Source organism: Janthinobacterium sp. (assembly GCF_009923995.1).
GTDB lineage: Bacteria > Pseudomonadota > Gammaproteobacteria > Burkholderiales > Burkholderiaceae_D > Janthinobacterium.
This window is the reverse complement of sequence record NZ_RFSK01000022.1, coordinates 24,600-41,502: the sequence shown is the minus strand read 5'-3', so window position 1 is coordinate 41,502 and position 16,903 is coordinate 24,600. Positions and strand designations below refer to the sequence as shown.

The window sequence follows — 16,903 nt, the reverse complement described above, 5'->3', positions numbered from 1 at the left end:
TCATGGCTAAACATAGCAAAACCATGCCGGCGCGCGGCTTGCGCGTGGCAGACCAGATCCAGCGCGACCTGGCCGAAATCATCGCCTACGAACTGAAAGACCCCCGCGTCGGCACGATGATCACCATCACCGAAGTGCAGATCACGCCGGACTACGCGCACGCCAAGGTGTTTTTCACGATGTTGAAAGACAGCAAGGAAGCCATCAAGAACACGACCGAAGGCCTGATGGCTGCGGCCGGCTTCATCCGTGGCCTGCTGGGCAAGCGCCTGCACATCCACACCCTGCCGATGTTGCATTTCGTGCATGACAGCTCGACGTCGCGCGGCATGGAAATGTCCTTGCTGATCGACAAGGCCAACGCCACGCGCGCGGCCGATGCCGAGCCGGACGCGAAACCCGAGACGGACGAGCAATAACAGTGGCCGGTCCGAAGAAACCGCCCGGCATCAAGCGGGTGCGCGACCTCGTGGACGGCGTCTTGCTGCTGGACAAGCCGGTCGGCTGGTCCAGCAACGATGCGCTGATCAAGGCCAAGCGCGTGCTGAACGCGAAGAAGGCGGGCCATACAGGCACCCTGGATCCGTTCGCCACGGGCTTGCTGCCGCTGTGCTTTGGCGAGGCGACCAAGTTCTCGCAGGATTTGCTGGAAGCGGACAAGACCTACGAAACCCTGGTGCACCTGGGGCAGACGACGGATACGGGCGACACGGAGGGCGAAGTGCTGGAAACGCGCGACGTCAACGTGACGCAGGAGCAGATCGAGGCCGTGCTGGCGCAGTTCCGCGGGCCCATCCTGCAGACGCCGCCCATGTACTCGGCCTTGAAAAGGGACGGCAAGCCCTTATATGAGTATGCAAGGGCCGGCATCACCCTGGAGCGCGAAGCGCGCCCGGTGACCATCCACAAGCTCGAGTTTCTCGGCTATGAGGCCCCGTTCCTGAAATTGTCCGTGATGTGCAGCAAGGGCACGTATATCCGCGTGCTGGGCGAGGACATCGGCCAGGCCCTCGGCTGCGGCGCGCATCTGAACGCCTTGCGCCGCACGCAGGTGGGCAACCTGACCCTGGACGGCGTCGTCACGCTGGACGAACTGACGGCGCATGCCGAACCGTTGAGCCTGCTGGCGCCCGTCGATGCCCTGTTGTCGAGTTTTCCCGCCGTGCAACTGACGGACGAATTGGCCAAGCGCTTCCTGCATGGCCAGCGCATCGCCCTGGGCAAGGAAGACGTCGCCGTGCCGGCCGAACCTGGCAGGGTGCGCGTGTATCACGACAGCAAACTGCTGGGCACGGGCCAGTTGCAGGAGTACAGCATCCTGGCGCCCGAGCGCTTGATTGCGACAGCACATCAATAAAAGCTGGGGTCAGACCCCCGCGACCGTTGGCGCAAGCCTCTGAGTTAGCGGGATTGAGGGTCTGACCCCGGTATTCACTCGTCAAACAGTGTCGCTTTTTTAAACAAACCGTCCCCGACTGCGGGAGCCGCCAGCATTTTTAGATAGCGTTGCAACGCAACATGCTATACTACGCGGTTCCGGAAATAGATTAGCATTCGGGTATCTCGTACACCTTGTACGCACTCCGCAGTTTTTCAGTAACTACTACGACCATGTCAAATACAAAACGCGCAATTCGTAATATCGCCATTATCGCCCACGTTGACCACGGCAAAACCACGCTGGTGGACCAGCTGCTGCGCCAGTCCGGCACCTTCCGTGAAAACCAAGCGGTCGACACCCGAGTCATGGACTCGAACGACCTGGAAAAGGAGCGCGGCATTACGATTCTGTCGAAGAACTGCGCCGTTGAGTACGAAGGCACCCACATCAACATCGTCGACACCCCAGGCCACGCCGACTTCGGCGGCGAAGTGGAACGTGTTCTGTCGATGGTGGACTCGGTTCTGCTGCTGATCGATGCACAGGAAGGCCCGATGCCGCAAACCCGTTTCGTCACGCGCAAGGCGCTGGCACTGGGTCTGAAGCCTATCGTCATCGTCAACAAGATCGACCGTCCGGGCGCACGTCCTGACTGGGCCATCAACCAGACGTTCGAACTGTTCGACAAGCTGGGCGCTACCGATGAGCAACTGGATTTCCCTATCGTTTACGCTTCGGGCCTGAACGGCTATGCCGGTCTGACCGAAGACGTGCGCGGCGGCGACATGAAGCCGATGTTCGACGCCATCCTGGAACACGTTCCAGTACGTGACGACAATCCGGAAGGCCCGCTGCAAATGCAGATCACCTCGCTGGACTACTCGTCGTACGTCGGCAAGATCGGCATTGGCCGCGTCAACCGCGGTACCGTCAAGGTCGGCCAGGACGTGCTGGTCATCAATGGCCCAGGCGCGACCCCGATCAAGGGCCGCATCAACCAGGTGCTGAACTTCAAGGGCCTGGAGCGCGTGCTGGTGGACGAAGCCGTCGCCGGCGACATCTGCCTGATCAACGGTATCGACGAAATCGGCATCGGTTCGACCCTGTGCGCCGTGGACACCCCGGAAGCGCTGCCGATGCTGACCGTCGACGAGCCGACCCTGACCATGAACTTCATGGTCAACAACTCGCCGCTGGCTGGCCGCGAAGGCAAGTTCGTGACCTCGCGTCAACTGCGTGACCGTCTGGAAAAAGAATTGAAAGCCAACGTTGCTCTGCGCGTGGCGCCAACCGACGACGACACGATCTTCGAAGTATCGGGCCGCGGCGAGCTGCACCTGACGATTCTGATCGAAAACATGCGTCGTGAAGGCTTCGAGCTGGCCGTTTCGCGTCCACGCGTGGTGTTCAAGATGGTCGATGGCGTGCGCCACGAGCCGTTTGAAAACCTGTCGGTCGACGTGGAAGAAGCCAACCAGGGCGGCGTCATGGAAGAACTGGGCCGTCGTCGCGGCGACCTGCAAAACATGGAATCGGATGGCAAGGGCCGCGTGCGTCTCGAGTACCTGATCCCGGCGCGTGGCCTGATCGGCTTCCAGGGCGAATTCATGACCCTGACCCGCGGTACCGGCCTGATGAGCCACGTGTTCCACGAATACGCACCAGTCGACAACACCCGTGGCGAAATGGCTGGCCGTCGCAACGGCGTGCTGATTTCGCAGGACGACGGCGCTGCCGTTGCCTACGCGATCTGGAAACTGCAAGACCGCGGCCGCATGTTCGTGTCGCACAACGATCCAGTCTACGAAGGCATGATCATCGGCATTCACTCGCGCGACAACGACCTGGTCGTCAACCCGATCAAGGGCAAGCAGCTGACCAACGTGCGTTCGTCGGGTACCGACGAAGCGGTGCGCCTGGTACCACCTATCCAGATGTCCCTGGAATACGCGGTCGAGTTCATCGAGGACGACGAACTGGTGGAAATCACGCCGAAATCGATCCGTCTGCGCAAGCGTTTCCTGAAAGAGCACGAGCGTAAAAAAGCGTCGCGCGATTCGTAATCTGTTGTAGAGCATGGCCTGCGGGCCATGCGCTTCCGGCCCGCTGCGCCGCCTTTCCGTCACCGGTGAGGCGCGCAGCGGGTTTGTCATTTGCAGCCCCTGTTTTTGTAGACACCATGACTTCCTCTTCTTTGCCTTCCCGCCGCCTGTCCGTCGCTCCCATGATGGACTGGACCGACCGCCATTGCCGCAAGTTCCACCGCGAAATCACGCGCCATACCTGGCTGTACACCGAGATGGTGACGACGGGCGCGCTCGTGTACGGCGACGTGGAGCGCCATCTGCGCTTCAACGAGGAAGAGCATCCCGTGGCCCTGCAGCTGGGCGGCAGCGATCCGGCGGACCTGGCCACCAGCGCGAAGCTGGGCCAGAAGTGGGGTTATGACGAGGTCAACCTGAACTGCGGCTGCCCGTCCGAGCGCGTGCAGAAGGGCGCCTTCGGCGCCTGTCTGATGGCCGAGCCGCAGCTGGTGGCCGACTGCGTGAAAGCCATGCGCGACGTGGTCGACATCGACGTCACGGTGAAGCACCGCATCGGCATCGACGACAGCGAATCGTACGACTTCGTGCGTGATTTCGTCGGCACCGTGGCCGATGCCGGCTGCAAGACGTTTATCGTGCATGCGCGTAACGCCATCCTGAAAGGCTTGAGTCCGAAGGAAAACCGCGAAGTGCCGCCCCTCAAGTATGACTATGCCTACCGCTTGAAGCGTGATTTTCCGCAATTCGAGTTCATTATCAATGGCGGCATCAAGACCCTGGACGAGATCGACCTGCATCTGCAGCACCTCGATGGCGTGATGCTGGGCCGCGAGGCGTATCACAACCCCTACGTGATGGCGCAGTTCGACCAGCGCTATTACGGCGACGATGCGCCCGTCAAAACGCGCGAGCAGGTGCTCGAGGCGATGATTCCCTATATCAGCGCGCAGCTGGAAAAAGAGGCGGGGCGCCTGAAACTGAACAGCGTCACGCGCCACATGCTGGGCCTGATGCAAAACCTGCCCGGCGCGCGCGGCTTCCGCCAGACCCTGTCGGATTCGAAGAAGCTGGCCTCGGGCGACCCCCGTTTGCTGCTGGAAGCGGCGGCGCGATTGTCTTTGCCGGGCTGATGAGCGGCGCTTGCCACGCCCATGCGCAGCAGTTGCATGGCTACCTGCAAGCCGTCGGCGCGCTGAAGGACGACGGCAGCCTGTTTCTGTGCGAGTATCTCGGGCCCGTCGCGCCGCAGGCGTCGCTCGACGCCGTGTGTCGCGCGCTGAACGTGGCGTCGGAGGGCTTGTCCCTGCAGCCGCTCGAGGCGGCGCCGCTGCACGCCGCGCCAGTGGCTGCTGGAACGGCTGCGTCCCATGAGCGAGGCGGACCGCCAGCCGCTCGACGCGCGCCTGTTCGACGGCTTCGAGCGCGAAGTGGCCGAACTGCTGGACGGCCAGCCCCGCTGGCACCAACTGGTATCTTCGGGTCGGCGCAGCCTGGCCGGCCAATTGGGCGCCATCTGGAGCGTCTTTGTCTTTGGCACGGACGAGCACGCCTATGTGATGCATTGCAGCTGGGACAGCTGACTCAACTTGTCTATACCTGTGCCTGCCGCACTGGTATTACCCGCCGCACTCCTTCCCCCTGTTGCCTCGCAGAAAACGATGTCATAAGGCTATGCCATGTGTTGTAAATGCGCATTTTCGGCGCACGCCCGCACTGCAATGGGGCGTTTCTGCTTGGCAAGAAACGGCGTTGTTGCCATTTCCCCGAAGAAAGTTAATCTGCAATTTATTCAGGCACTTATTGCTTGCTTTGAGGCAAAATTTACACCTATAATTGATTATAGACAAATATTTCTCATATGAATGTTTGATGTTGATCTCACCATCAACAGTGTAAAAACTGCAGTGTGTGGAACAAATTTGCATTCGCAGTCACTGGTGTTGCCAGGGCTGTTGTAGACCAGGAAGTACCTCAGGCTGCGTGCGGCCGGATACCGCCGGCTGGCCGAGAGGCAGCAGCGGCTACCGGCGTTCCGCAGCCTTCGTCTTGTCGTGCCGGGCAAAATTCTTATCAATAGTTTCATTTACGAAGAGCCGAAATGAATTTAGCAAAAATGAAGGTTGGTACTCGCCTGGGCCTGGGATTCGCCCTGGTACTGGTTCTGCTGGTGGCCGTGACCGTCCTCGGTATCGCGCGCATGGCGCAAATCCAGGAACGTCTCGATCACGTGATCAATGTCAACAACGTCGTCACCCGCCTGGTGATCGACATGCGTGGCAACGTCAGCGACCGCATCACGTCGCTGCGCATCCTGACCCTGATGACCGACGCGAGCGATATGGAGCCGGAAATGGCGCGTATCAAGACGCAAACGGCGACCTATCAGGAAACGCAGAAAAAGCTCGAAGAGAAATTCGCCGTCGAGTCGACTTCCGAAGAAAAGGCCTTGCTGGCCTCGATCAAGGAATATGAAGCCGCCGCCATGCCGGCCATCGCCAAGGCATCCGCCCTGTGGATGGCCAACGATGCGGAAGGCGCCACGCGCGTGATGATCAAGGAAATCCGCCCGGTACAGAAAAAATGGATGGAAGCGCTGGAGCAGCTGGCCACCCTGGAAGACAAGCTGAACGAGCAGATGCAATCGGATGCCCGCAAGGCCTTCGACAGCGCGCGCCTGTTCATGATCATCCTCGGCGTACTGGCCGTGGCGATGGGCGTGGCGGCAGCACTGGTGATCACGCGTGGCCTGCTCAAGCAGCTGGGCGGCGAACCGGACTACACGGCATCGATCGCCGGCAGCATCGCCAATGGCGACCTGTCGATCGGCATCCACACCCAGCCTTCGGACAATTCCAGCCTGCTGGCGGAAATGAAGGAAATGCGCAACAGCCTGGTGGGCATCGTCGGCCAGGTACGTGTCGGCACGGAAACCATCGGCACGGCCTCGCGTGAAATTGCCGACGGCAATATCGACCTGTCTTCGCGCACGGAAATGCAGGCCAGCGCGCTGGAAAAAACGGCGTCGGCCATGGAAGAGCTGACCTCGACCGTGAAACAGAATGCGGACAATGCGCGGGAAGCCAACAAGCTGGCCGCCACCGCGTCGGACGTGGCCCTGAAAGGCGGCTCCGTCGTGTCGCAAGTGGTCGATACCATGAGCTCGATCAATGAATCGGCGAAGAAGATCGTCGACATCATCGGCGTGATCGATGGCATCGCCTTCCAGACCAACATCCTGGCGCTGAACGCGGCCGTGGAAGCGGCGCGTGCCGGCGAACAGGGCCGCGGCTTTGCCGTGGTGGCGTCGGAAGTGCGCAACCTGGCCCAGCGTTCCGCTGGCGCCGCGAAGGAAATCAAGATCCTCATCGACGATTCGGCCGAGAAGACGGAACGGGGCACGCGCCTCGTCGGCCAGGCCGGCGTGACGATGGGCGAAGTGGTCGACAGCGTGCGCCGCGTTACCGACATCATGAGCGAGATCGCCAGTGCCAGCCAGGAGCAGAGCGCCGGCATCGAACAGGTCAACCTGGCGATCATCGAGATGGATGGCATGACGCAGCAGAATGCGGCCCTGGTAGAACAGGCGGCCGCCGCGGCGCAAAGCCTGCAGGACCAGGCGGCCGAACTGGCCCACGTGGTCAGCATCTTCAAGCTGGTCGAAGGCGAGGAAAAACCGGCGGCCTACGTGCCGGCCCCCGTGGCGGCCGCGCCCGTTGCCGTGCGCAAGCCGGCACCGGCATTGCGTCCGGTCAAGTCGCTGACGCGCAAGACCGAAGCGGCTGCGCCTGTCGCCCCTGCGGCGCCCCGCAAGGCGGCCGCGGCCAGCACCAGCAATGACGAGTGGGAAGAGTTTTAAGCGCCAGCCGGCGTGAAGAGGGCCGTCTGCCTGTCCAGGAAGGTAATTCCCGCATTACCGCCCCGGCAGCAGCGCCCTGCGTAGCAGGCAGAAATTGTAATGACCGTATCTGATAATCATGGGGAAGCACATGTTTGAGAATAAGCGTTTTATGAGTGTTGCAGCAGCCTTGCTGGTGTCCGTGACTTCCGCCGCGTATGCGGCCGAAGTACCGGCGTCGTTCGATTCGAAGAACTGCAAGGCCGAATATCCGAAGGCCTCGCTGATGAATGAAGAGCAGGGCACGGTGACGATGTCTTTCCTGGTGAATGCCGACGGCAGCGTTGCCGATTCGAAAGTCGAGAAGAGCAGCGGCTTCAAGAACCTGGACAAGGCCGCCGTGAAAGCCATTTCCGCCTGCAAGTTCAAGCCGGGCACCAAGGACGGCGCCGCGGCGCAGACCTGGACCAAGGTGGATTACGCCTGGAAACTGGACTGATCCGGGTGCCGGCGGAAGGCTGGCTCCTGCTGACGACCTGACCCGCGACGGGCAGCGCTTGCAAGGGCGCTGCCCGTCTTGTTATGTGCGCCAGGCAACGGCGCTACCGTCCCCGATTCTGTTACCCTCGGGGCATCCAACGCGGTTTCCGCCAAGAAGAGGTTGATTATGCAACGCACCCTGATACTGTCCGTCCTCGCCGCCAGCGGCCTGCTGCTGTCCGCCTGTGCTTCCCTCGGGACGCCGGCAGGCTTGCAGGAGGGGCAAACCGTGGCCATCGTCAATAGCCTGAGCTGGGACAATCCCCTGAACGGCAAGCGTGACGGCGTGCGCACGAGCTGGCCTGTCAAGCATGGCACGATCGCCGCCGAATATTTTCCGCTGGCGCAGCTGAAGCAATGCGATGCGGGCGGCAAGTCCTGCGCCTGGGGCGTGATGCGCGCGCAGCGCAGCGTGCCCACGCTGGCCTACATGGAGGGCGGCGTCGACCTGACGCTGGGCGTGGCCATCGACGTGGCGCGGCGCCAGGATGCGCGCCAGGGCGAGACGCAGACGGCCATGGCCATCCCGCAGGATGTGGCGGCCCTGGTCGGCAAGAAGCAGGTACAGCCCAGCTGGAAATTGAAGTATGGCAAGGTCGAGCAGATCGACCTGGATTACGGCGTGCGCTACCAGGTGTGCGTGCAGCGCTACGATGCGGCCGGCAAGGCCATCGACAGCTGCGACATTCCCTTTATCTGAGCGTTTATGCGTGGCGGGGCGGCGCTGCGGACCCGCAGCACAGGCCGCTTGTGGCGGCTTTGCCACATTTTATGTTGCGGCATGCGTAGGGGTGTAACAATCGGTAAAAGCACAGCAAAGGCCGGCGTAATTTCTTATAGTACTTAATTAAGGTAGTACATATCAGGAGAATTGCGATGAAAACCCTGCTGGCAGTAATTTCACTGGCCGCCCTGGGTGGCTGCGCCGTGGCCCCTCCCGGCCCCGCCTACTACGGCACGCGCGCGCCACAGGCAGCCTACAATCCGTACGAGTGGCACACGGTGTCGTCCGAGCCGTCCCAGTCGGGCAGCGTCGTCGGCGCCCCGCGCGTCGAATACACGAGTGAACCCGTGTACGTGCAACAGCAGCCCGTGTACGTGCAGCAACCGGTGTATGTGCCGGCCCCCGTGTACGCGCCACAGCCGTACTACTACAATCCGCCCGTGTCGATCGGCCTGGACTTCGTGTTCGGCTTCGGAGGCTACCGCGGACACCGCGGCGGCTGGGGCGGGCATGGCCGTTACTACGGCCGCCGCTAGTCCTTCCTTTTTCCTGCCAGGCCATGCCTGGCACGGCGCGCGCCCTTGTGCGTCACGCCGCCGCGCGGCTTGCCGGCGGCGTCTGGCCGTCCGCGCTCATGGCGTGCAGCGGGGAGCCCGCTCAGTGGAAATACACGGCGCTCTGGTGCAGCACGTCCGCCGAGCACAGGATATACATCGCCGCTGCGGCCAGACCTATTTGCAAGGCACCAAAGCTGATCGGGATGAGGCGGGACATGTCGTACTCCTGAGTGGTAGGGGGCGTCTGGACGCGCCGGGCATGTTCTCATCATAGGATGAGTTGATGCATACAGGCATCAGATGACGCTCCGCCACTTTGTAGGACAATGCCTCGCCACCGGTGCCCAGCCGCGCTCTGCGGCCGGTCAGCGGTTCTTCCAGCGCACGACGGGCGCCTCCGGTGCCGTGTCGAGCACGTTCGAGATCGTCAGCCAGTGCGTCAGGCGTTCCGGATGCTTGAGATTGATGCCCATGCCGTCGATGATGCCCACCTGTTCCAGCATGCGCGCATCGATCTTCGCCTTCGACACCGTGGGCGCGCCCATGACCATGCGGTCATAGGCCTTGCGCGCCTTGTGTTCCCACTTGTGCAGGTTGCTTTCATCGAAGCGGTTCGCCTCGAAGTACACGGTCAGCGTGCCATCGAGGTTGCCGAAGCCGACGATGCCGGCACCCTTGCGGATGGTGGTGGTGTTGTCGATGTCAAATTCCGCAGTGGGCACGAAAATGCCGGCGCGGCCATCGATGTCGGGACGCCCCACGGGCGTGTCCTTGCCGTAGGAACTGGTTTCGGTAATGGTTTTTTCTTCAGACATGGTGCGTGCTTGGTGGTGGTGTCGGGAGCGGAAGCAAGGTCCGGCACCGCCAGCCATCCTGTTCAAAAAATGCGTGCTGATGATCAGGGCGGGGTAGGGGCCCTGGCGGAGCGATGCCTGGCATTGCTTGATACGATGCTATTGTAGTCCCAATTTAATTCCCAAGGGCAACATTTCATGCCATGCATAGCTGCTGCGCCATGCAAAAAGCCGCCCGGCCATGCGGCGGGGCGGCTGGGGCGCGGCGCTGGCCGGAATCAGGCGGCGGGCTTGCGGCGTGCCATGAAGCCCAGCAAGCCCAGGCCCAGCAGCATCATGGCGTAGGTTTCCGGTTCCGGCACGGCGGCCATCACCGACACATTGTCCAGGTAGGAGCCGTACGTGGGCGAGGACACGGGGCCGATCGACTCGAAGCGCAGCACGGTGGACGAGCCGAGCGCCGTCAGGTTCTGGCTGTAGCTTTGCCACACGCCGCCCGTGTTGCCGACCAGTGCCGTGGGCGTGAGCAGGGTGGAGCCCCAGTAGACATTCATCAGGCTGTTCGCGCCGCCCGGCGTGTCGGGACGGCCCGAATAGGCAAACGACAGCGCATACGTGCCGCCGGCCGTGGTGGCGATGGCTTGCGAGACGGAGGTCAGCCGGTCGGTATTGAGTTCCAGGTATTGCGTGCCGCTGGCGGCGACGGGATTGAAGCCGCTCAAGCCGCCCTGCGTGGCGCCCTTCTGGATTTCAAAGGCCGAGTTGCCGCCGGCCGACGAGGTCCAGCCCGTCACGCTGCTGACGGGGGCCCAGGGCGTGGCGATGACGTTGTCCTCGAAACTGCCGTTGACCACCAGTTCGGTCGCGGCGTTGGCGGCGCCAGCGGTGGCCAGGGCGGCCAGGGCGGCGATCGTGCAGAGAGTGGCAGGCGTTTTCATGAGGGGTCCGTTTTTGGTTGGTTAAAAGTTAATTTGATTTCCTAAATGACATTTAAAGAATATCACCAAAACTCACTTCCAGAACAAGTGCTCGCTAAAAATATTTGCAATTGTGAAATGATTTGTGTCTGTATGGCAATTGATTTCCTTGTTGAAATCGTCGTCGCGCCGGCCCAGGGCGAACACGGTGGTGAGGGCGCTTGCCTCACGGTATTTTTGTGACATCGGGGACGTAAAAAAAACCTGCATCGCCACAACAACGATGCAGGTTTTCTGGACTGCCGGGCGCGTGCAGGGCCCTATCGATGCGATAGGCGCTGCGCGCAGGCATCAGAAAATCAGGCGGCCCTGCACGTAGACCATGCGCGGCGCGCCCACCATCTTGCCCAGGTTGGCGTCGGACGTGCGCGTGAAGTAGCGCTTGTCGGCCAGGTTGTTGACGCCGGCGACCAGTTCCAGGCCCGCCTGTCCCGGGACTTGCCATTTTGCCTGGGCATTCCACGTGCGGAAGCCGGGAATCACGCCCACGTCGCCCTTGGCGCTTTCCGCCACGGTATTGGCATCGTCGGCAAACTGGCGGCTCTGGTGGGTGCTCGACAGGTCGAAGCCCCAGGCGCCCAGCTGGTAATGGGCGCCGACGGTATCCGTGGTGCGCGAGTAGAACGGCACGTCGTTGCCGGCGTTCACGCCGTCCTGCAGGGTGGCCTTGGTATAGGTGTAGGTGGCGTAGGCGTTCAGGCCGGCCAGGGGGCCGGACTTGTCGAAGCGGTAGTCGAGCGCCGATTCCAGGCCCCGGTGGTGCGTGGCGCCCACGTTGTAGAAGGTGACGTTGCTGCCGCTGCCGACGGACTGGATCTGGTTGTCGAACTTGATGTTGAACAAGGTTGCCTCGGCTGCCAGCTGTCCGCTCTTCCAGCGCGCGCCCAGCTCGGCCGTCTTCGCCAGTTCCGGCTGCAGGGGATTCTTGCCCGACTGCGAATTGAGCTGCGTGTTCTGCACGGCGCCGAAGGAGCTGTTGTAGTTGCTGAACAGCGTGACATTGTTGTTGAGCAAGTAGGCCACGTTCAGTGATGGCAGGGCCTTGTTGTTGAGCAAGTCGATCGTCTCATCGGCCGGCAGGTGATTGATGCGCTCCGTCTTGATGTGCTCGTAGCGCACGCCCGGCGTGATGCGCCACGCGCCGGCGGCGATCTTGTCGTCGATGTACACGGCCTGCGCGTCGGTCGAATTGTTGGCAAAGCGCGTCGGCGCCTGCTGCACGCCCGTGGCGATGACGACGTTGTAGACGCTCTCGTCGGCCCGTTCCGCCAGGTAGCGGTAGCCGACGGTGACATCCTGCGACACCTTGCCCGTGACGAAGCGCTGCGTGTAGCGGGGCTCGACGGCCATGGTTTCATAGTTGCGCGGCTGGTGGCCCATGCCCGTGTTGGTGGCGTTGACGAGCGTGCTCTGGCGCGAACTTTTGTTGTAGTAGGCGCGCACTTCCATTTCCTGCGTGCCGGAAATGGCGTTCAGGTAGCCGATGTCGACAGCCTTGCGCTCGCCGCTCCAGAAGTCGCCGCGGCGCGTGTTCTGGAACGGGTCGGCATTATATTGCGCCACGGTCAGGCCGCCCGGCGTGCGCGAATTGACGTCGTAGTAGGACAGCTTGCCGTAGATTTCAGCCGTGGGGCTCAGGTCGTAGCGGAACTTCAGGGCGAAGTCGTTGACCTTTTCATCGCTGGCCACGCGCCAGTCGCTGCCGCGGATGCCCGAGTACAGGATGGCCAGGCCCAGACCATTGTCGAGCTGGGTGCCGGCAAACACGCTGGCCTGCGTGTTCTGGCCCACTTCGCTGTACGAGTTGTAGCGCACGCTGGCGTCGCCCGTGATGCCCGGCGTGGTGGGCACGCGGCGCGTCTTGAAGTTGATGATGCCGCCCACGTTCTGCGGGCCGAAGCGCACGGCGCCGCCGCCGCGCACGACGTCCACCGTTTCCACGTTGGCCAGGCTGACGGGAGCGAACGACAGCTGCGGCTGGCCATACGGCGCCACCGACATCGGGATGCCATCGAGCAAGACTGTGCTGCGCGGCGAATAGCGTCCGGCCAGGCCCCGCACGCCGATGTTGAGCGACACGGCGCTGCCGGCGCTGCCCGAGTTGTCGCTGATCTGCACGCCGGGAATGCGGCGCATCACGTCGCTGATGCTGGACGCGCCCGAGTTCTCGATATCTTCCTTCTGCACCACCGTACGGGCGCCGGCAAAATTCTTCGTGCTGGCGGCCATGCTGGTACCCAGCAGGTTGCTGCTGACCTGGATGGATTCGAGGATGGGGCCGGCGTTGTCTGCCGAGTTGGCTTCCTGGGCCTGCGCGGCGCAAGGCGCGCCCAGGCAGGCGAGGGCGATGGCCAGCGCGCACGGGCGCAGGGAAAAGGGCAGTGGGGAAAGTGTGGCGGCCATGCATGAATCTCCGTAATGACGATGGTTGCGCGGGCAATCGGGCGGCGCGACAACATCGTGGCGAGGACATCCGGCGCAAGGGGATAAGAATGATAATGATTCTCATTTTATCCGTCAATTGCGCATACTGCGTAATGCCGGCTTTCGTCGCACGACGGCGGGGAAGTGTTGCAAGCGTGGTACAGCCGGCCGCTGGATTGCCGCCTGGCAGCATTGCTGGGGTGCGGCGGCATTGCGCGCGCTTCTTGTATACTCCCGTCTTTGCAGCCGTCAGACGTGAACGTACAATGAGCCAGACAACTGAACCGATACCAGGCAGTTCCACCGTGGAACGCCGCCAGGGCGAGCAGCCTGCCGCCGCCGCGCGCAAGCTCAATCTGCTGGTGGTGGATGACAACCAGGAAGTGGGGGAATCGCTGGCCATGCTGCTCGAAGCGCTGGGCCACCATGCCGTGGTGGTGCGCAACTGGCAGATGGCCGTCGAGCAAGTCAAGCTGTGCGTGCCCGACGCCGTCTACCTCGACATCGAAATGCCCGGCATCAGCGGCATCGAGATCGGCCGCCGCCTGCACAACAATCCGGAAACCGCGCACGCCGTGCTGATCGCCGTCACGGGCCACAGCCTGCCCATGTACATGGACGACGCGCTGGCCGTGGGCTTCCGCCACTTCCTCGTCAAGCCCGTGCGCCTGGAAGACCTGGCGACGACGGTGCAGTCCGTGCTGGCTGGCTGATCAGCCAGCCGCCTGCCCGTCCCGTATTGCCGCTTCGGCCCGCGCCGTCAGGGCATCGAGTTCCTCCTCCGTCGGCTGCAGGCTGCCGTCCACCATCCTGGCGAGCAGCGCCGCCAGCTCTGCCTGCGCGGCCCGCACGCCGGCCGGCAGCGCAGCGGGAGCCGTCTCTAGCAGTACCTCGAGCCGCACGCAGGCATGGACGAAGCGTCCCATGGTGGAAAAGTAGGCGGTATCGCGCATAGTGTCTTTCAGTTAATTTCCTCCAGTATGCCCGCGTTTGTACGCCTCCGCTACGGCCGGCTCAGCGACCACTGCTGGTTGTTCGCATTGGTCAGGTTCCACTGGATGATCTGCGCGTTTTCCGCCGTGCTCAAATTGAGTACGTCCAGAGTCAGGTTGCTGTAGCGATTGCTGATCGTCTGGTAGCCGGACGCGGGGCTGGCGAAGCGCCATTGCTGGCCCAGTCCGCTCCAGTAGCTCCATTGCGCGATATTCGTCCCGGCCGTGGTCGAGTTGTTGTAGTCGTCCAGGCCCAGCAGGCTGTTCGCGTTGATCAGGCTGTAATACCCGTCGCCATGTCCCACCACGTACCACTGCTGGTGCTTTGCCCCCGTGTACGTCTGCTGCTGCACCAGCGCGCCATTGACCGTGCTGGCACCGGCCACGGCCAGGGCCTTGCCGCTCAGGCGTGAGCGCAGCACCGTGGGGCCGTCGGAAATGCCGCCGCAGCTGGCCACCGTGAAATTGCGCGTCAGGCTGGGCCAGCCGTCGCCATACGTCATCTTCAATATGTCGAGCTTGGCCGCGCCATTGTCGTTCACGTCGTAATAGTGGATGGAGGTGTAATTGCAGCCATCCTACTTGAGCACGCCGATATGGCCCGGCCCCTTGTACTTGCCATCGAGGTTGGGCAGCGCCGTGCGCGTGCCGCTGTACGGTCCCGTCACGCTGCTGGCGCGCTGCACTTCCACGTAATACGTGCTGGCGGCGCCCTGGCAGCATTTGCCGCGGTTGACGAACAGATAGTAATACTCGCCGTCGCGCGTGATGTAGGGCGCTTCGATATCCTTGCCGCCGCCACCGAGGATGGTGGTGACGTTGCCCGTCGTCTTGCCCGTGGCCTGGTTGATTTCCGTCAAGCCGATGCCGCCGAAAAACGAGCCGTAGGACATGTAGACCTTGCCGTCATAGTCGCGGAACAGGGCCGGGTCGATGGCATTGATTTCCGCGCCGCCGCCATACGATTGCACGACGATGCCCAGGTCCGTCCAGGCGGGGTTCTTCAGCGAGGCCGAGCGGGCCACGCCGATGGCCGACACGGACGTGCCGAAGGTCGATACCGAGTAATACAGATAATAGTAGCCGTTCATGTGGATCACGTCCGGCGCCCAGTACGAGCCGCCGAAGTTGGGAATCTTGTTGGCGATCCAGGCCGGCGGCGTGCTGAAGACGGGCGCGGGGCCGGCCGACCAGTTCAGCATGTCCGTCGAGGTGGAATACCAGATGCCGTTGCCGGTGGTGAAATTGAAATACGTGTCGCCGTCGCGGGTCAGCGTACCGGGGTCGTGCGCGTTGGGCACGCCCGTCAGGTTGACCGCCTGCGCCGCCTGGGCGCAGAACATCAGGCAGAGCGCTGCCAGGAATTGTTTCATCGTCGTCTCCGTGCTGTTTTTATGATGCGGTCCAGGCCGCATGCCAGAGTAGGGCGATGGTCAAATTTGCACTAATGAATTTTTTGCGGGGAACGATACCGGAGCCGGTATCGGTGACGGAAGAAAACTGGCGCCGGAATGGAAAAAGCCCGGTTCGAAAACCGGGCTCTTCTTTATTCTGTGGGGTGGCTGATGGGGCTCGAACCCACGACAACAGGAATCACAATCCTGGACTCTACCAACTGAGCTACAGCCACCACTGTCTTACTTACCTATTTAGCTGTTTTGCTGAACAGGTGCCGAATTATACAAAGAACTCGGCAAAGTGGCAAATCTAAATGCAGTCTTTTTTAAAGAATCGAAAGATTGCCTGAAAACGGGTGTTTTCGCTCAGACTTCCAGGTGTGCGACGGGGGGCTGCAAGTCCAGCAAACCGGCGAAGGCTTTCGACAGGGCATCGACGCCGGCCGTCGTATAGCCCTGCAGCCGCGGCGCATCGTTGGCGGTGCGGCGCAGGCTGGCCGCGTCGAGCAGGCGGGCCAGCTGGCGCGCCACGGCCTCGCCCGTGTCGACGAGGGTAATCGTTTCCTGCGCATGCGCGCGCACCGTGCGTGCGATGGCGTCCTGCACGAAGGGATAGTGCGTGCAGCCCAGCACCAGGGTGTCGGCCCCTTGCGCCAGCAGGGGCGCGATGTAGCGTTCCAGCATGGCGCTGGTGGCGTCCTGCGGGTCGGTGCCCAGCTCGCATTGCTCGATGCGGTCGGCCAGGCCGATGCAGGGCTGCAGGATGAAGGTGGCGCCCGTGGCGGCACTGACCTGTTCGCGCAGGGCCAGCAGCTTGTCGCCGCGCAAGGCGCGTTCCGTGGCCAGCACGCCGATGGTGCCGTTGCGGCTGATGGCGGCCGCCGGTTTCAAGCCCGGCTCGACGCCGACGATGGGCAAGTCCGGGTAGCGCGCGCGCAGCGCCTTGATGGCGGCGATGGTGGCCGTGTTGCAGGCCACCACCAGCGCCTTGGCGCCTTGCTGCAACAGAAAGGCGGTGATCGCCAGCGAGCGGGCGATGACTTGCTCTTCCGTCTTGTCGCCGTAGGGCGCATAGCCGGAATCGGCAAAATAAATCAGATCTTCCTGCGGCAGCTGCGCGCGGATATGGCGCAGCACCGACAGGCCGCCCACGCCGGAGTCGAATACGCCGATGGGCGCGTCCTGGCGGGCATTGCTTGCGATAGAAGTCATGGGGGAACCGATGGAGATAAAAAAA

Annotated in this window: 18 protein-coding genes and 1 tRNA gene; 11 read left to right on the top strand and 8 right to left on the bottom strand. The window is 62.5% G+C overall.

Annotated features, from left to right (window positions below; genetic code table 11):
- The first annotated feature begins 2 nt into the window (after nucleotides 1-2).
- The 9 genes from rbfA to EBS11_RS13170 all read left to right on the top strand — a co-directional run bounded on the left by rbfA (nucleotide 3) and on the right by EBS11_RS13170 (nucleotide 9,061).
- Nucleotides 3-419 carry a 30S ribosome-binding factor RbfA gene (gene rbfA / locus EBS11_RS13210; RefSeq protein WP_215403710.1) on the top strand — a complete coding sequence of 139 codons (417 nt, stop codon included), beginning with the start codon at nucleotides 3-5 and terminating at the stop codon, nucleotides 417-419.
- Nucleotides 420-421: 2 nt separating this feature from the next.
- Nucleotides 422-1,357, top strand: a complete 936-nt coding sequence (truB, locus tag EBS11_RS13205; protein WP_290603415.1) for a tRNA pseudouridine(55) synthase TruB — start codon at nucleotides 422-424, stop codon at nucleotides 1,355-1,357.
- A gap of 254 nt (nucleotides 1,358-1,611) precedes the next feature.
- Entirely contained in the window at nucleotides 1,612-3,444 is a 1,833-nt protein-coding gene (typA, locus tag EBS11_RS13200; RefSeq protein WP_215403706.1) for a translational GTPase TypA, read from the top strand.
- 116 nt (nucleotides 3,445-3,560) lie between these two features.
- The gene (gene dusA, locus EBS11_RS13195) at nucleotides 3,561-4,556 is read left to right on the top strand and encodes a tRNA dihydrouridine(20/20a) synthase DusA (protein ID WP_290603414.1); all 996 of its coding nucleotides are present in this window, start codon (nucleotides 3,561-3,563) and stop codon (nucleotides 4,554-4,556) included.
- A 237-nt stretch (nucleotides 4,557-4,793) separates the two neighbouring features.
- A complete protein-coding gene (locus EBS11_RS13190) occupies nucleotides 4,794-5,006 on the top strand; it encodes a hypothetical protein (protein ID WP_290603413.1) in 213 nt (70 codons plus the stop codon).
- A gap of 518 nt (nucleotides 5,007-5,524) precedes the next feature.
- Nucleotides 5,525-7,282: a methyl-accepting chemotaxis protein gene (locus EBS11_RS13185; protein ID WP_290603412.1), complete on the top strand. Its 1,758-nt coding sequence runs from the start codon at nucleotides 5,525-5,527 to the stop codon at nucleotides 7,280-7,282.
- A gap of 151 nt (nucleotides 7,283-7,433) precedes the next feature.
- A complete protein-coding gene (locus tag EBS11_RS13180; RefSeq protein ID WP_290603411.1) occupies nucleotides 7,434-7,760 on the top strand; it encodes an energy transducer TonB in 327 nt (108 codons plus the stop codon).
- A gap of 168 nt (nucleotides 7,761-7,928) precedes the next feature.
- A complete protein-coding gene (locus tag EBS11_RS13175; RefSeq protein ID WP_290603410.1) occupies nucleotides 7,929-8,501 on the top strand; it encodes a hypothetical protein in 573 nt (190 codons plus the stop codon).
- A 176-nt stretch (nucleotides 8,502-8,677) separates the two neighbouring features.
- Nucleotides 8,678-9,061, top strand: a complete 384-nt coding sequence (locus EBS11_RS13170) for a hypothetical protein (protein ID WP_290603409.1) — start codon at nucleotides 8,678-8,680, stop codon at nucleotides 9,059-9,061.
- A gap of 386 nt (nucleotides 9,062-9,447) precedes the next feature.
- On the opposite strand, the gene EBS11_RS13165 is transcribed toward EBS11_RS13170, so the two are convergent.
- The gene (locus EBS11_RS13165) at nucleotides 9,448-9,897 is read right to left on the bottom strand and encodes a hypothetical protein (protein ID WP_290603408.1); all 450 of its coding nucleotides are present in this window, start codon (nucleotides 9,895-9,897) and stop codon (nucleotides 9,448-9,450) included.
- A 257-nt stretch (nucleotides 9,898-10,154) separates the two neighbouring features.
- Nucleotides 10,155-10,814, bottom strand: coding sequence for an FxDxF family PEP-CTERM protein (locus tag EBS11_RS13160; RefSeq protein WP_290603407.1), 660 nt, complete (start codon nucleotides 10,812-10,814; stop codon nucleotides 10,155-10,157).
- 45 nt (nucleotides 10,815-10,859) lie between these two features.
- Between EBS11_RS13160 and EBS11_RS13155 the strand changes: the two genes are divergently transcribed.
- Nucleotides 10,860-11,036, top strand: coding sequence for a hypothetical protein (locus EBS11_RS13155; RefSeq protein ID WP_290603406.1), 177 nt, complete (start codon nucleotides 10,860-10,862; stop codon nucleotides 11,034-11,036).
- A gap of 108 nt (nucleotides 11,037-11,144) precedes the next feature.
- Here the strand turns inward: EBS11_RS13155 and EBS11_RS13150 are convergent, their stop codons facing one another.
- Entirely contained in the window at nucleotides 11,145-13,256 is a 2,112-nt protein-coding gene (locus EBS11_RS13150; protein ID WP_290603405.1) for a TonB-dependent siderophore receptor, read from the bottom strand.
- Between the two features lie 287 nt (nucleotides 13,257-13,543).
- On the opposite strand from EBS11_RS13150, the gene EBS11_RS13145 reads away from it, so the two are divergent.
- Nucleotides 13,544-13,990 carry a response regulator gene (locus EBS11_RS13145; RefSeq protein WP_290603404.1) on the top strand — a complete coding sequence of 149 codons (447 nt, stop codon included), beginning with the start codon at nucleotides 13,544-13,546 and terminating at the stop codon, nucleotides 13,988-13,990.
- Here the strand turns inward: EBS11_RS13145 and EBS11_RS13140 are convergent, their stop codons facing one another.
- The 5 genes from EBS11_RS13140 to murI form a co-directional block, all read right to left on the bottom strand.
- Complete coding sequence (locus tag EBS11_RS13140) at nucleotides 13,991-14,230, bottom strand: hypothetical protein (RefSeq protein WP_290603403.1); 240 nt, start codon at nucleotides 14,228-14,230, stop codon at nucleotides 13,991-13,993. It lies immediately after the preceding gene.
- Between the two features lie 50 nt (nucleotides 14,231-14,280).
- Nucleotides 14,281-14,811, bottom strand: coding sequence for an RICIN domain-containing protein (locus EBS11_RS13135; protein ID WP_290603402.1), 531 nt, complete (start codon nucleotides 14,809-14,811; stop codon nucleotides 14,281-14,283).
- Between the two features lie 36 nt (nucleotides 14,812-14,847).
- Complete coding sequence (locus tag EBS11_RS13130) at nucleotides 14,848-15,642, bottom strand: arabinan endo-1,5-alpha-L-arabinosidase (RefSeq protein WP_290603401.1); 795 nt, start codon at nucleotides 15,640-15,642, stop codon at nucleotides 14,848-14,850.
- Between the two features lie 181 nt (nucleotides 15,643-15,823).
- A tRNA-His gene (locus EBS11_RS13125) sits at nucleotides 15,824-15,899 on the bottom strand.
- Nucleotides 15,900-16,032: 133 nt separating this feature from the next.
- Nucleotides 16,033-16,878, bottom strand: coding sequence for a glutamate racemase (gene murI, locus EBS11_RS13120; protein WP_290603400.1), 846 nt, complete (start codon nucleotides 16,876-16,878; stop codon nucleotides 16,033-16,035).
- Between the last annotated feature and the right edge of the window lie 25 nt (nucleotides 16,879-16,903).

Coding starts and splice junctions, on each gene's coding strand:
- EBS11_RS13165 (WP_290603408.1), bottom strand. CDS start 9,897: ATGTCTGAAGAAAAAACCATTACCGAAACCAGTTCCTACGGCAAGGAC.
- EBS11_RS13170 (WP_290603409.1), top strand. CDS start 8,678: ATGAAAACCCTGCTGGCAGTAATTTCACTGGCCGCCCTGGGTGGCTGC.
- typA (WP_215403706.1), top strand. CDS start 1,612: ATGTCAAATACAAAACGCGCAATTCGTAATATCGCCATTATCGCCCAC.
- rbfA (WP_215403710.1), top strand. CDS start 3: ATGGCTAAACATAGCAAAACCATGCCGGCGCGCGGCTTGCGCGTGGCA.
- dusA (WP_290603414.1), top strand. CDS start 3,561: ATGACTTCCTCTTCTTTGCCTTCCCGCCGCCTGTCCGTCGCTCCCATG.
- murI (WP_290603400.1), bottom strand. CDS start 16,878: ATGACTTCTATCGCAAGCAATGCCCGCCAGGACGCGCCCATCGGCGTA.
- EBS11_RS13190 (WP_290603413.1), top strand. CDS start 4,794: ATGAGCGAGGCGGACCGCCAGCCGCTCGACGCGCGCCTGTTCGACGGC.
- EBS11_RS13160 (WP_290603407.1), bottom strand. CDS start 10,814: ATGAAAACGCCTGCCACTCTCTGCACGATCGCCGCCCTGGCCGCCCTG.
- EBS11_RS13145 (WP_290603404.1), top strand. CDS start 13,544: ATGAGCCAGACAACTGAACCGATACCAGGCAGTTCCACCGTGGAACGC.
- EBS11_RS13130 (WP_290603401.1), bottom strand. CDS start 15,642: ATGAAACAATTCCTGGCAGCGCTCTGCCTGATGTTCTGCGCCCAGGCG.
- EBS11_RS13150 (WP_290603405.1), bottom strand. CDS start 13,256: ATGGCCGCCACACTTTCCCCACTGCCCTTTTCCCTGCGCCCGTGCGCG.
- EBS11_RS13175 (WP_290603410.1), top strand. CDS start 7,929: ATGCAACGCACCCTGATACTGTCCGTCCTCGCCGCCAGCGGCCTGCTG.
- EBS11_RS13155 (WP_290603406.1), top strand. CDS start 10,860: ATGACATTTAAAGAATATCACCAAAACTCACTTCCAGAACAAGTGCTC.
- EBS11_RS13140 (WP_290603403.1), bottom strand. CDS start 14,230: ATGCGCGATACCGCCTACTTTTCCACCATGGGACGCTTCGTCCATGCC.
- EBS11_RS13180 (WP_290603411.1), top strand. CDS start 7,434: ATGAGTGTTGCAGCAGCCTTGCTGGTGTCCGTGACTTCCGCCGCGTAT.
- EBS11_RS13185 (WP_290603412.1), top strand. CDS start 5,525: ATGAATTTAGCAAAAATGAAGGTTGGTACTCGCCTGGGCCTGGGATTC.